This window comes from Lacrimispora sp. (assembly GCF_031982545.1).
Lineage (GTDB): Bacteria > Bacillota > Clostridia > Lachnospirales > Lachnospiraceae > Lacrimispora.
On record NZ_DALYXB010000004.1, the window covers coordinates 290,166 to 303,874 of the forward strand.

13 protein-coding genes are annotated in these 13,709 nt (G+C 42.4%); all 13 read right to left on the reverse strand.

All coding sequences use genetic code 11. From position 1 onward, the window contains the following. Positions 1 to 18: 18 nt before the first annotated feature. The 13 genes from ABS301_RS08980 to ABS301_RS09040 all read right to left on the reverse strand — a co-directional run bounded on the left by ABS301_RS08980 (position 19) and on the right by ABS301_RS09040 (position 13,708). Positions 19 to 351, reverse strand: coding sequence for a putative quinol monooxygenase (locus tag ABS301_RS08980; protein WP_349671901.1), 333 nt, complete (start codon positions 349 to 351; stop codon positions 19 to 21). A gap of 130 nt (positions 352 to 481) precedes the next feature. Continuing rightward, a complete protein-coding gene (locus ABS301_RS08985; protein WP_349671902.1) occupies positions 482 to 1,888 on the reverse strand; it encodes a helix-turn-helix transcriptional regulator in 1,407 nt (468 codons plus the stop codon). 572 nt (positions 1,889 to 2,460) lie between these two features. Continuing rightward, positions 2,461 to 3,831: a 23S rRNA (uracil(1939)-C(5))-methyltransferase RlmD gene (gene rlmD / locus ABS301_RS08990; protein WP_349671903.1), complete on the reverse strand. Its 1,371-nt coding sequence runs from the start codon at positions 3,829 to 3,831 to the stop codon at positions 2,461 to 2,463. A 130-nt stretch (positions 3,832 to 3,961) separates the two neighbouring features. Continuing rightward, positions 3,962 to 5,650, reverse strand: coding sequence for a DEAD/DEAH box helicase (locus tag ABS301_RS08995; RefSeq protein WP_349671904.1), 1,689 nt, complete (start codon positions 5,648 to 5,650; stop codon positions 3,962 to 3,964). A 217-nt stretch (positions 5,651 to 5,867) separates the two neighbouring features. Next, positions 5,868 to 6,797, reverse strand: coding sequence for a magnesium transporter CorA family protein (locus ABS301_RS09000; RefSeq protein ID WP_349671905.1), 930 nt, complete (start codon positions 6,795 to 6,797; stop codon positions 5,868 to 5,870). Between the two features lie 172 nt (positions 6,798 to 6,969). Further along, complete coding sequence (locus ABS301_RS09005) at positions 6,970 to 7,566, reverse strand: cytidylate kinase-like family protein (protein WP_349671906.1); 597 nt, start codon at positions 7,564 to 7,566, stop codon at positions 6,970 to 6,972. A gap of 15 nt (positions 7,567 to 7,581) precedes the next feature. Continuing rightward, positions 7,582 to 8,244 carry an amino acid ABC transporter permease gene (locus ABS301_RS09010; protein ID WP_349671907.1) on the reverse strand — a complete coding sequence of 221 codons (663 nt, stop codon included), beginning with the start codon at positions 8,242 to 8,244 and terminating at the stop codon, positions 7,582 to 7,584. After that, positions 8,238 to 8,972: an amino acid ABC transporter permease gene (locus ABS301_RS09015; protein WP_349671908.1), complete on the reverse strand. Its 735-nt coding sequence runs from the start codon at positions 8,970 to 8,972 to the stop codon at positions 8,238 to 8,240. The genes ABS301_RS09010 and ABS301_RS09015 overlap by 7 nt, the downstream gene beginning before the upstream one ends. Positions 8,973 to 8,997: 25 nt before the next feature. Next, positions 8,998 to 9,894, reverse strand: a complete 897-nt coding sequence (locus ABS301_RS09020) for a transporter substrate-binding domain-containing protein (protein ID WP_349671909.1) — start codon at positions 9,892 to 9,894, stop codon at positions 8,998 to 9,000. 42 nt (positions 9,895 to 9,936) lie between these two features. Beyond that, on the reverse strand, positions 9,937 to 10,668 hold the full coding sequence (locus ABS301_RS09025) for an amino acid ABC transporter ATP-binding protein (RefSeq protein ID WP_349667320.1): 732 nt from the start codon (positions 10,666 to 10,668) through the stop codon (positions 9,937 to 9,939). A gap of 129 nt (positions 10,669 to 10,797) precedes the next feature. After that, positions 10,798 to 11,793, reverse strand: coding sequence for an ABC transporter ATP-binding protein (locus ABS301_RS09030; RefSeq protein ID WP_349671910.1), 996 nt, complete (start codon positions 11,791 to 11,793; stop codon positions 10,798 to 10,800). Next, complete coding sequence (locus tag ABS301_RS09035; protein WP_349671911.1) at positions 11,786 to 12,814, reverse strand: ABC transporter ATP-binding protein; 1,029 nt, start codon at positions 12,812 to 12,814, stop codon at positions 11,786 to 11,788. Before ABS301_RS09035 ends, ABS301_RS09030 begins: the two co-directional genes overlap by 8 nt. 15 nt (positions 12,815 to 12,829) lie before the next feature. Continuing rightward, positions 12,830 to 13,708: an ABC transporter permease gene (locus ABS301_RS09040; protein ID WP_349671912.1), complete on the reverse strand. Its 879-nt coding sequence runs from the start codon at positions 13,706 to 13,708 to the stop codon at positions 12,830 to 12,832. Position 13,709: the final 1 nt, after the last annotated feature.

A 13,709-nucleotide genomic window follows, 5' to 3' on the forward strand; every position in this document is an offset into this window, starting at 1 on the left:
AAACCTGATTTTTATAAGTTATTCCTTTATAAATCCTTTATCCGAATTCGGTATTCCACTTTCATCAGATACATACCTTTCTACTCGCATATGAAGGTTATACTTATCACGAAGTTTTATAATTTGTTCCATCATGGGAGAGGAATGATGTAAATCAATAGAATTTTGGTCATTCCAACTGTCAATCAATAAGACCGTTTCCTTGTCATCCATGGGAAAGAAATATTCATATTTGATATTTCCATACTCTGCACGAATATTTTTTACCACATTACTTTCAACCATTTCTTCTGCAAACTTTCTTGCACTTCCATTTTTCCCACTGTAATAAATATTTATTGTGATTGCCATTTTCTATTACCTCTACAAATTCAAATTTGATTTTACGTTGCCAAATCATATACCAGTACATCTTAAGTAATTATACTAGTCCGTATCCTTATCCTTCTCACGTTCACCTCGTCAGAATATGCAAATATGATTACTCAATAAGAACGCAAGCAGCATCATAATAACATTGCTCAACTTTTCTGACAAGTCCGGCCAGTTCAATGCGGAAATCTTTGTTTAGAAGTGCTTTTCGGTTGGCCTCAAAGAAATAACCCCCCTGAAATTCAACAAGTCTTTGGAGTGCCTCATCTTCTTTTTTATAAGCCTGTTTAAGACTTTCAATCATAATTTGCATATCAGGACAATATTCTAAAGCGCGGTTAAGATATTCTTGAATATAATACATATTGGTACCAACAGAAACCACACAACTACCATAGGTATCCAAAGGGTTAGCCAACATATCCTCATTTATAAAATACTCGTCACACAATAATGACTCAGCCCATTGTTCAAAAGCTTTTTTTCCGAAATATATATTATCTTTGGATGTCAATGAAGCCAAAACAGGTATGTTTAGAATTGATAATCGTATACTTTCTGCAATATCTGGTATCTTATCTTTTCTTTTAAAAAAGATCAAAGCTTCCGAACGATCAAGACCGTTTTTCTTTGAAAAATAATTTTCCGATATTACCAGATCTGTTGGAATATCTTCTTTGCGCTCATCTGTGAATTGCGACCACCCTATTAATACCTCACCATTTTCATCATAACCGCAAATTATTGAACAAACAGGGGGGCCAGCAACGCCATATGTTAAAACTGGTAAGCCTTTATCTATAGAATCCACTATTTTTTGTATACATTCGCGTTTCATTCTTATTATATCATCTTTATAAAAATATTCGTATGAATATCCGCAAGAATCAAATGCTGCTTTAATAGGCAATTGAGTCTCCTTGCATACATTTGAATATGAATCGTTATATTGCCATTTTGGCTCAATCCATATCTGAGAAAACAGGTCACCAGTAACGCCAGCAAAATAAAGAAAATCCATTTCGTTTTTTTCTTTAAGCGCTCCCATTACAGATCCCATACAACTGGGAAACATATAATTTTCAGCTGGGTTTTCGTACAATTTAGATACATTTGGAATTAATCTTCTGGACATGGTGAATCCTCCCTTAACATTAATTTGTATTGTGAGAGGGCTGAAACACTTGACACATTTATGGAATGAGATCACCTCAGACGGAGTAACACCATGAAAACGTGAAAATGCTTTTGTAAAGCTTTCGGGAGTTTCATATCCGTATTTTAAAGCAATTTCTATTATTTTGCTTTTTGAATATAATAAATCTTCTCCAGCAAGTGATAATTTTCTATTTCGCATATATTCGCTGACGGAGAATCCCGTCACTATACGAAATACTTTATTGAAATAATCACTTGACGAAAACACATGATTTGACACATCATCAATGCTGATATTTTCCAACAAATGCATTTCCATATAGTTTATTGCTTTTTGAGTATCTTTTATCCAATCCATGCCAGTCACCTCACAGTACAATTATAGTGAACTATCTAATGATTATCCTGTCTTTTTTCGGTTTTATCTGTCCATAAACCAATTCTCAAATAAATGGCCTAATTACTGGCTGCAGGTGTATCCTATTCTATATTGAAACTATATTGGCCAGGATTCTGAAATGAATCATAATAGAACCGTTTTACATATCAATAATTAATAGAAAAAAGGCTGGTAAAAATATGAATGGCATATCTGTTTCATTTGATAGGGTATTTTTTGCCACGCTGTTCTTATTGCCCTTCTATGTCCGGGAAATTGCTTTACATTCACTTACAAAAGTATAGCACAGTTACTGATGATTTAAAACGTTTGGAGATCGTCAGAAAGCAAAATAATACCATGTATTTGTTTTCTATTACTAATTTACTTACGCCCATTTTTGCACTCATATTCGCAACCACATCCTTTCTAAAATAAATTTCGGAAAACAAAAGGAGACCATCCATTCTCAATTAGCTTGAAAATGAACGGTCTCACGACATGTTCTTATTTAGTTGAATAATGGAAAATAGTTGAAATGTTAACCTTTCTCAGATATTTTTCCGATGTAGTAGTATCACACTCTCCACATGGGTCGTCCACGGAAACATATCACACCCTCTCACCCGAACAAGCTCATACCCTCGCTCCGCCAGATACTTCAAATCCCTAGCTAACGTCGCAGAGTCACAGCTGACATACACTACCCGTTTCGGTCCCATCTTCACAATGGTCTCCAGGCATTTCTCATCGCAGCCTTTTCTTGGCGGGTCCACCACAATCACATCGGCATAAACCTGGTTCTTTTCAAACTGTTCCGGCAGTACCTCCTCTGCCTTCCCTACAAAAAACTCTGCGTTCTCAATTCCATTCAGCCTTGCATTCTCCCTTGCATCATCAATCGCCTGGGGAACAATTTCCACTCCATAGACCTTCTTCGCCTTCTGCGCAAGAAACAGGGATATAGTTCCAATTCCGCAATACAGATCCCATACTGTCTCACCGCCGGTAAGTCCCGCATACTCCAAAGCAGTTTCATATAACTTCTTCGTCTGTACCGGATTAACCTGATAAAAAGAGAGAGGGGAAATACGGTATTGAACGGAACCTATATAATCGGTGATATATCCGGGGCCAAAAAGATTCTCCACCTTGTCTCCAAGAATCACATTGGTCTGTTCCTTATTCACATTCAGGGATATACTTGCCATTCCCGGGATTTCAAGCAGACTCTTCACCAGTTCCTCACTGTGTGGCAGCTGATTTCCGTTAATCACCTGGCACACCATCAGCTCACCTGACTGAAATCCTTTTCGGATCAGAGTATGGCGGATCAGTCCCTTATGAGCGCTCTCATCATAAGGAGCCAGATGATACCGCTCCATGTGGTCCTTAATCCGTCCTAATACTTCCCGATTCTCTTCAACCCCTAACAGACAGTCCTCGCACCCGATAATGGCATGAGTCCTTCCTGCATAAAAGCCTGCCATCGGTTTCCCATCCTTATCCAGTCCCCAGGGAAACTGGGCTTTGTTCCGATATCTCCATGGCTCGTCCATCCCCATAATGGGTAGCATTGGAACATCTGTAAAGCCGCCGATCCGGGTAATATTGCCATAGATTTTGCGTTCCTTGTATCGTAGTTCCTCTTCATAGCTCATGGTCTGAAGCTGGCAGCCTCCGCACTGCTTCGCTACCGGACACCGGGGCGCGATTCTGCCTTCTGACGGCGTGACAATTCGTTCTAAATGTGCAAAGCCGTAAGATTTTTTCACCTTCATTGCTTTCGCTTCCACCTGATCACCAATTACTGTATCCTTTATAAACCAGGTAAAACCATCGGTTTTACCAATTCCTTCTCCGGTTTCACTCAGATCCTCAATTAACACCTGAATCCTGTCATTTTTTTTCCACTCTGCCATTTCGTCCTCCAATTGACTCCTCATTTGAACTAATTGTATCCTGTTTTCTATCAGGAAGCAAGAAAAAAACAGGAGCTAAACACCTCCGGTAAGACAGGCCGTCTTCCTTCGTTGTTTAGCTCCCGAAAATTTATTTGCCTTTTCCGTTGGCTTTTTCCATATGGATATTTTTACCCTTAATTTTTACATCCTTCATAGCAGTTAACACAGCATCAGCGCTTTCTCTTGGAACTTCTACAAATGTATATTTGTCATACATGTCGATGCTTCCAACCATCTTGCCGGGCATACCGGATTCTCCGGCAATGGCACCAAGAATATCTCCTGGTTTGACATTCTGGTTCTTACCGATGTTAATGAATAAGCGAGCCATATCATCTCTGGAAGAGGAATCATATCTTCCGCTGTTTCCTCCACGGCTGCTGCTGTTGCTTCTTCCTCTGCCGCCTCTGCTGTTGTTTCCGCCTCCGAAGCCTTCCAGCTCGTCAAGGTTGCGAGGTTCTCTGGTATCGATGATATCTTCATTCTCTTCACCCATCATCTTACGTAAGAGAGCCGCTGCCAGATCAAGAGAAGTGTAATCCTCTTCCAACAGCTTCTTCTCGATGATATTAACTGTTTTGCTGAGATCTGTATCACCAATGGTAGCTGCAACGCCTTCTAAAATCTTGTCTACCTTAATGGCAGTTACATCGTTGAGTGATGGAATTGCCTGAGGTACGATCTTGGTCTTGCAGTAACGCTGAATGTCACGAAGCTTGTATACTTCCTTACCAACCACGAAGCTAAATGCGATTCCTTCACGGCCGGCACGACCTGTACGGCCAATACGGTGTACATAATACTCGTCATCCTGAGGAAGGTCATAGTTAAATACCGCTTCAACGTCGTCTACGTCGATTCCTCGGGCTGCTACATCAGTAGCCACAAGAATCTCTGTTTTACCGTTACGGAAGCTGTTCATGACACGATCACGCTGGATCTGCTTTAAGTCTCCGTGAAGACCTTCCGCAAAATATCCTCTTCCCTGAAGGGACTGTACCAGTTCATCTACCTGCTTTTTCGTGTTACAGAAAACAACGGAAAGCTTCGGTGCATACATGTCTAAAAGACGACACATTACTTCCAATTTACTCTTTGGTTTCACCTCATAGTAATACTGGGTTACTTTCGGCACTGTCAGTTCTTTCTTCACTACCTTTACATTTACCGGTTCTTTCTGGAACTTTCTTGCAATGTCCGAAATTGCCGGAGGCATGGTAGCTGAAAACATAACTGTCTGCCGATCTTCGGGAAGCTGACTTAAAATGGTTTCCATGTCCTCTAAAAACCCCATGTTCAGCATCTCATCTGCCTCATCCATAACAACTGTATGGACAAAATCAAACTTAACGGTTTTCCGGCGCATATGGTCCATAACACGTCCCGGTGTTCCGATGATGATCTGAGTACCGTCTTTTAAGGAACGGATCTGTTTCACGATGTCCTGGCCGCCGTAGATAGGGACGACCTTCACACCATGCATATATTTAGCAAGCCTGCGGATCTCATCTGCCACCTGAATAGCAAGCTCTCTGGTTGGACAGAGGGCCACCGCCTGAAGCTTTTTTACCTTAGGGTCAACTTTTTGTAACAGGGGAATTCCAAAGGCAGCGGTCTTTCCCGTTCCTGTCTGGGCCTGACCAATAATATCTCTTCCTTCCATCTGAACCGGAATTGCCTGGGTCTGGATCGGAGATGCCTCTTCAAATCCCATATCTGCTACTGCCCGCAGAATTCTTTCATCTAATTGTAACTCATCAAATCTAACTGTTTCCATAAATGATTAATTCCTTTCTCATTGCCAGCCGGGTTCTTATGTTGCCGACGGCCGCACAAACACACTATCGCAAATAAAACGAGAGGTATCAGGCACGTTTCAGACCTTCATCCTCTCGTTTCACACGAAAGTAAAGTATAACAGGTTTTTTTTTTCATGTCAAGGGAATCATATTATTTTTTTTACTGTTTTGTGAGAATTTTATTCCTGTCTCCTGTTATTTTTTTAACCACCCTTTTTTCGTAAAATACCATATTTCCAATCCAATCAAAAGGATGCTTAAAAGAATACAAAGGGGATATCCATAAGTCCAGTTAAGCTCCGGCATATTTTTAAAATTCATGCCGTACCAGCCTGCTATGAGAGACAGGGGAGCAAAAACAGCGGTCACCATAGTCAGAAAGGATAATGCATGATTCTGCTTCATTTCCATTCTCACCTGATACATCTCCCGAATCTGCTGAGCGTATTCTCTCAGTTCTCTCCCGTATTCCAAAAGCCTTGCCACTCTGCCGGCAAACAGGTGAAACAGGGCCCGTTCTTCATCCTTTAACAGACCATTATAATTCTCTGTTAATGTCTGACTCATATTCATCAGCTGCCCATAATAAGACGCCACCTTTGCAAGTTCCTTTCTGGCCTTTAGAATGATTCCCAGCACGTCTTCCTTTTCCCTTCTGCCGCTCATGATTCTGTCTTCCATTTCCGTTAAGTATTCCTCATATTTCTGAAGATATTCAATGTCATCTCTGACCTGATATTCCAGAAACTCAAACAGGAGATGAGCCGGATAAGTTTTCTCAAAAATCTGCGTCTTATCAATCTCCTTTAACATTCTTTCCGCTTCTCCGCTGTCATCAATCAGGATCAGGCGGTTTTCATTCATATAATAACCAAATATCAGTGGGCGTTTCAAAGGATTTTTCTTTACAGGTATTACCAGGGTACCGACCACACAGTCTTTTAATAAATCTGTTCTGCAGTACTGGCCCCGTTCCAGACTCCGGATTAGTATATGATCCTCGTAACGGGTATGATGTCCCTTTAAGTATTCTTCCTTGCTTAAAATATCGATCAGGACATCATCCTCAGATATAGTTTCTTCCCCCTTTACAGGAATCAGTTTTTTGTCTAATTTATATCTCACATCTGTTTCCTCCTAAAACCCGATACTCGGTCCTATTTTATGACCTGCCTTTTCTAAGTTTAGTACCTGATATTTCACTTGTCAATAGAACAGGCCTTTTGGGCAAACGTTCGGACTCCCATCCTAGTTTCACCAAAAAGGCCTATTTTAATAGGAAACTTCTGAATTCATTTTATGATTCAAATAACTGATGTACAATCTCTGCGATTAACTTTGCGGTTCCAGTCACGCCAAGTAAAGAGGAGTCAATCATCAGCTGCTTGTGCTCCGGATCACCAGGTAAATAGCCTGCATATTTTTTATGATATGCATTTCGAGCTTTGTCTACGGAAAGAATCATCCGTTTTGCTTCCAGCTCTGTCATACCAAGTGTATCCACGCAGTTTTGCAGACGTTTTTCGTAAGAAGCGTAGATAAAAATGTTGATGTTATTTTTTTTCTTTTCAAGAAGAAAATCAGAGCATCTGCCAACCAGGATACAGCTTGATTTATTCGCCAGATTAAGAATTATATCCTTCTGCACATCAAATATAATATCCTGCATATATTCTTCGTCAGTTCCAAGAGGGAACATTCTTGGAAGAAAGCTGTGCCTGGATTTTTCCTCCTCGTTGCTGACTGTTGAAACCGGCAGATTCAGCTTATTTGCAACTTCCTCCACAATATCCCGGTCATAAAACTCCACTCCCAGAATCTGTGACAGTTCCCTGGCAATGGAACGCCCAAGACTGCCAAACTCACGGGTAATGGTGATCGTAAACTTCTCCATAACAGATGTACCTCCCTAACCGGTTACAATTGTTTTCTGATATCCCCTGACTACACAGCTGAGGGCAAAACAGATGGCAAAATAGCAAAGTGCCTCGAAAGCAAACAGCATCATCATTCCTCTGACATCGTAGATACTGCCCAGGACAACGGCGCAGTTTCTCATGAATTCGGCTACATCTACCATCTTTAAGAAAGAGGTGTCCTTTATAATGGTAATAACCTGGCTTAAGAGAGCCGGAATAACCTTCTTATATGTCTGAGGCAGCACAATGTACCATAATGTCTGTAAAAAGCTGAATCCCTGGGACTGAGCCCCTTCAAACTGTCCCTTGGGAATGGAATTTAATCCACCCCGGAAGATCTCTGCCACAACTGCAGAAGTGAAAAGGGTAATGGCAAATACCGATACTCCCACTTTATTCCCTTTTACAGTAAAATAGATCCAGAGAATCCATAAAAGATTGGGGGTACAGCGGAAGAATTCTGTATAGACTGCTACCAAAGTTCCGGCCCACTTCCATTTATCAGAAGAATAAGTACGAATCAGTGCAAGTATGGTTCCGAAAAATATACTGAGAATCGTAGCCAGCACGGCGATCATCACCGTCATCCGTAAGCCCTTCAGCATGAAAAGTACATTTGCCGGTGTAAATATCTGTTGAAATAATTCTAACATGCTGCCTCCTCGTCTGCCTGTATATCAAGCTTTTTTGCAACCGGCAGCCGCATGGAGCGGATCTCCAAATATCTTGCCAGTCTGGCTAACGGGAAACAGATAATAAAGTACATCACTGCACTTGTAAAATATGCCTGGGCAAAATACCCTCTGTCAGCGCCCCATGAATCCGTAAAATACATCAGATCCATGCCCGCAACCATGGCAAGTATGGAAGTATTCTTAACCAGATTTAAAGCCTGATTGGCAAGAGGCGGCATAATAATCTTAATGGTCTGAGGCAGAATGATATGATACATGGTTTCCAGATAGCTAAAACCCTGAGATGCTGCTGCCTCAGACTGCCCCTTCGGTATCGCTTCAATTCCAGTTCTTATGACCTCAGAAATATAGGCACCATGATAGACGCCTACCCCGATGACCCCTAATACGAACTTAGGGATACGAAACCCGGAACTGGAAAACAGCATGGGAAGAACTGAGTAATAACACATGACCTGTAAAGCCAGAGGCGTATTCTGTATGAATTCCACATAGATTCGTGAAATGATTTTAAGCAGCTTCCACTTGGATGATGAGAACATGCCAAATATCACTCCAAGGACCAGCGCAACCGCCAGTCCTACCAGTGATATTTTAAGCGTCATAATAAATCCAGGGATATAATATTCGGGGAATGCCGCAAAGAGGGCACTCCATCGTTTTCCATCAAAAAGACCTTTAATCATGTCATTTTTCCTTTACTAAAACAGCTTACTGTAATCCCCACTGATCCTGAAGTTTCTTCATGGAACCATCAGAAAGCATGGAAGTAACTTTTTTCTCTACAGTCTCTGCAAGACCTGTATTTCCCTTTGCAGCTGCAACACCGTAATCCTGCTCTGCGAAGCGGTCTTCCAGAATCAGATTGCCATCGTTTACATAACCTGCAAGAATTGCGCGGTCAACAGAGAAGCAGTCAATCTGCTTGGTTGCCAGTGCCTGAGCCAGTGCAGGATAACCATCAAATTCCTGGAACTGCGGATTTACCTTTAATCCCTTTTCATCCACATACTTTTTAAATCCGTCCTTCGTTGTGGAAGACTGAGCCACACCGATTACTTTCCCGTCTAAATCCTGAATGGATTTGATTCCGGAATCTTTATTTACTAAAAGACCAACTGCATCGGTATAGTATGGTGTGGAGAAATTATAGGTTTCTTTTCTTTCTGGTGTAATGGTAAAGGTTGCAATAACCAGATCGATTTCCCCATTCTCCAATAAAGGTCCTCTTGTTTTAGCCGTTACGCCCTGGAATTCCACCAGTTTCTTTTCCTTTGCCTCGGCTGCGCTGCATCCGAAGATGGATCCGGCAATCTCATATGCAAGATCATCTTCAAAACCTTCGTACTGTCCGGTTGCTGTATTCTGTAAGCTGAACTTTGGAATATCTGACTTACAGCCTACTTTTAATACTCCACGGTCAATAATCTTTTGTACGTCTTTTGCAGCTGTACCTGCTGCACCTGCTCCGGTTGTTGCCTCTGCAGAAGAACCTGCAGCTTTGGTATCTGCCGGTGCGGCGGTTGTCTCCGGTGCTTTGGAACCGCATGCGGTTAAGGTCGCTGCCATAGCAAACGTCAGTGCCAGGGATAACATTTTCTTCATCATAATTGTTTCCTCCTCAATCATCTTATTATATTAAACATCACCCTAATGAAGGATTTTGCTTAAGAACGCTTTTGTCCGCTCATGTTCCGGACATTCAAAGAAGTGTTCCGGTGTTCCCTCTTCCAGAATATACCCACCATCCATGAAAATTACACGGTCTGCGACCTGACGGGCAAAGCCCATCTCGTGTGTCACACAGATCATGGTGATATTCTCATGAGCCAGCTCCACCATAACATTTAATACCTCCTGCACCATCTCAGGGTCCAGTGCTGAAGTTGGTTCATCAAATAAAATCAGCGGCTGTTTCGTGCATAGTGCTCTGGCAATTGCCACCCTCTGCTGCTGTCCGCCGGAAAGCTGTACCGGATAATTACCCGCTTTTTCTTTTAAACCCACACGTTCCAGACAATTCATCGCTATCTTTTTTGCTTCTTCCTTGGGAACGTGCTGAAGTTTAACGGGTGCCAGTGTCAGATTTTCCAGAACAGTCAGATGGGGATATAAATTAAATTGCTGAAATACCATAGATGAATATTTTTTTGCCATTTCCAAATGATTTTTCTTTGTAACCTGTGTTCCTGCCACGGTAATGGTACCGCTGGTAGGCTCCTCTAAATAGTTAATACAACGGATAAACGTGGATTTTCCGGAGCCGGATGGTCCGATGATAACCAGTTTTTCCCCTTCCCTGACCGTAAGACTGATATCCTTTAACACCTCAAGGTCTCCGAAGTTCTTTTTTAAGTTTTCAACTTTCACCATATCTGGCATGTTTCCAGCCCCTCTCTGCGTAATTTCTGAAAAAAAGCACAAAGACGCCTAAGAATCTTAAGTTCTTAGGCGCCTTTGCCTGGTTGCGTTTTTATATTGTTGTTATTATAAAAAGTTTTGCATCAAAAGTCAAGAATTATTTTCCCCTGCATAGGGGCAGGATACAAAATGACCGGGAGAAAATTCCAACATTTCCGGAATATGGTTTTTACAGTCTTCCCTGGCATACATACACCTGGTATGGAAATGACAACCAGTTGGAACATTCATGGGGCTTGGAAGCTCGCCGCTTAGCATCACCCGTTTTGACTGGGCTGCCAGCTTTGGATCTGCCAGTGGAATGGCGGAAAGCAGAGCCTTTGTGTAGGGGTGCAGGGGATTTTCATAAAGCTCATCACTGTCTGCAATCTCTACCAGTCTTCCTAAATACATCACACCGATCCTGGTGGAAATATGGCGGACCATGGATAAATCGTGGGCAACAAACAGATAGGTAAGTCCCATTTCCTTTTGTAAATCCTCCAAAAGGTTAACCACCTGGGCCTGTATGGATACGTCGAGGGCGGAGATGGGCTCATCGCACAGAAGAAATTCGGGTTCTACTAACAAAGCCCTGGCAATCCCGATTCTCTGACGCTGTCCGCCGGAAAATTCATATGCATATTTATACATATCATCCGATTTCAAACCAACCTTTTTTAAGATCTCTTCCATTCTGCCTTCCATCTCATCTGTGGATAAGCCGGAAACTGCAGTCAGGGATTCTTTTAATATCTCCCGCACATTGTGGTGGGGATCTAAGGAAGAATAAGGATCCTGGAAAATGATCTGCATCTGTTTGTGAACAGGAAGAAGCTGCCTTCCCTTTAAGCCGGTGATATCCTGATCTTTAAACAAAATGGAACCGGAAGTCGGATCATACATACGGATTAAAGTACGGCCAAGGGTGGATTTTCCGCACCCGGATTCTCCTACCAGACCAAAAGTCTCTCCTTTTCGGATGGCAAGATTAATATGATCAACTGCCTTTACCTCCGCTTTCTTCCTGCCAAAGAAATCTCTGGCTGGAAAATACTTGCAAAGATCTCTGGCTTCCAGAAGTATCTCATTGTTTTTATTATCCATGGGATTCTACCTCCCCTTCCTTATGATCCAGCTCTTCCCCGGAATAGATGCACAAGGCTCTCTGAGTTTCGCTGTAAGTGCGGTACTGGGGAATTTCTTTCCTGCAGTCTTCACAGGCGAATTTGCACCGTTCCGCAAAAGGACAGCCAGATGGTGGGTTAATCAGTGATGGTGCCATGCCCGGTATGGGTTCCAGTCGTTCTTTCCCTGCTGAACGGGGTTTTGGTACTGCATGAAGAAGTGCTCTGGTATAAGGATGCTTTGGAGAATAGAAGATCTCCTCTGTAGTTCCTTCCTCCATTAAAAGTCCGCCGTACATAACAGCAATTCTATGGCTTAAGCTGGCTACCACCCCTAAGTCATGGGTGATGAGAATAATGCTCATCCCGGTTTCTTCCTGAAGGCTCTTAAGCAGATCCAGGATCTGTGCCTGAATTGTCACATCAAGAGCAGTGGTAGGTTCATCGGCAATTAAAAGCTTTGGCCTGCAGCAAAGAGCCATGGCAATTAAAACCCTCTGTCTCATTCCTCCGGAAAATTCGTGCGGATACTGTCCCAACCGCTTCTCTGGAGAGGGAATTCCCACCTGGTTTAATACCGCAACCGATTCTTTTCTTGCCGCTTCTTTATCCATTCCCCGGTGGCGTTTTAATACCTCCATTAAGTGAAAGCCGATGGTCTTTAAAGGATTTAAGGCAGTCATGGGATCCTGGAAAATCATGGCCATTTCTTTTCCCCGCATCTTTCTTAACTGCTCCGGATCCATAGCCAGCATATCCTGCCCGGCAAACATAAGTTCATCAGCCTTCACCTCTGCATTATCAGGCATCAGTCCCATAACCGATTTCATAAGTACACTTTTTCCGCTTCCTGATTCTCCAACCACTGCCAGAATCTCACCGGATTCCACATAAAGACTAACTCCACGCACGGCCTGCACGGTCCTGCCATGAGTATGGAAGGTGGTCCGAATGTCTGCAGCAGACAGTATTTTTTCTTTCTTTTTTAATGTCTCTTCCAATTCTTCGTCCCTCCTTTACTCTTTCTCACCGCTCATTACCTTTGGTTCTACATAGACCCGGAGCAGATTACCCAGTTTATTAAAAGCAAAAATTGTGATAATAATTAAAAGACCCGGAATCAAAGCCATATGAAAACTGTTCTGCATGGTTCCCTGGGCATTTTGCAAAAGGCTTCCCCAGGAAGACATGGGCTGCTGAATACCAACTCCAAGAAAGCTTAAGGAAGATTCCGTCATAATAGCATTAGCCATGCTGGTGGTAGCCGCCACAATAATAGTCGGGAAAACCGACGGTATAATATGGCTGATAATTATTTTCCATTTACTGACTCCGGAAAAACCAGCATAAAGAATAAACTCCCGCTCTTTTAAAGACAGCGTCTCGGCCCGCACAAGCCGCGCAATCTCCATCCATGTAAAAAGGCCAATAACCAGTATAATAGACTGAATTCCCGGCTTTAAGAAAATGCTGACAACGGTAACCAGTACCATCCACGGTATGGAATGAAGGATATCAACGATTCTCATCAGAATCATATCCACGATACCGCCGCTTAGGCCTGCAATGGTTCCTGCCGCCACACCAATGGTTAAACTTGTGAGCATGGCTAAAAACGCTACGATCAGGGAAACCCTGCCGCCATAGACCACTCTTGCAAAATAATCTCTTCCGACTTCATCCGTACCAAACCAATGGGTAAGAGACGGTTCTTTCAGTCTGTTGGCAATATCCGTTGCATTCGGCTCCATGGGAAGAAACGGTGCCAGAAGTGCAAACAGGATAATGATACCTAAAAGGATGAGGGAAATAACTGCCGCTTTATCATGTTTTAAAGCCAGCTTTACACTGTCAATCCGTATTGATTTATCTTTATTTGTCTTTTCTTTTCTCATG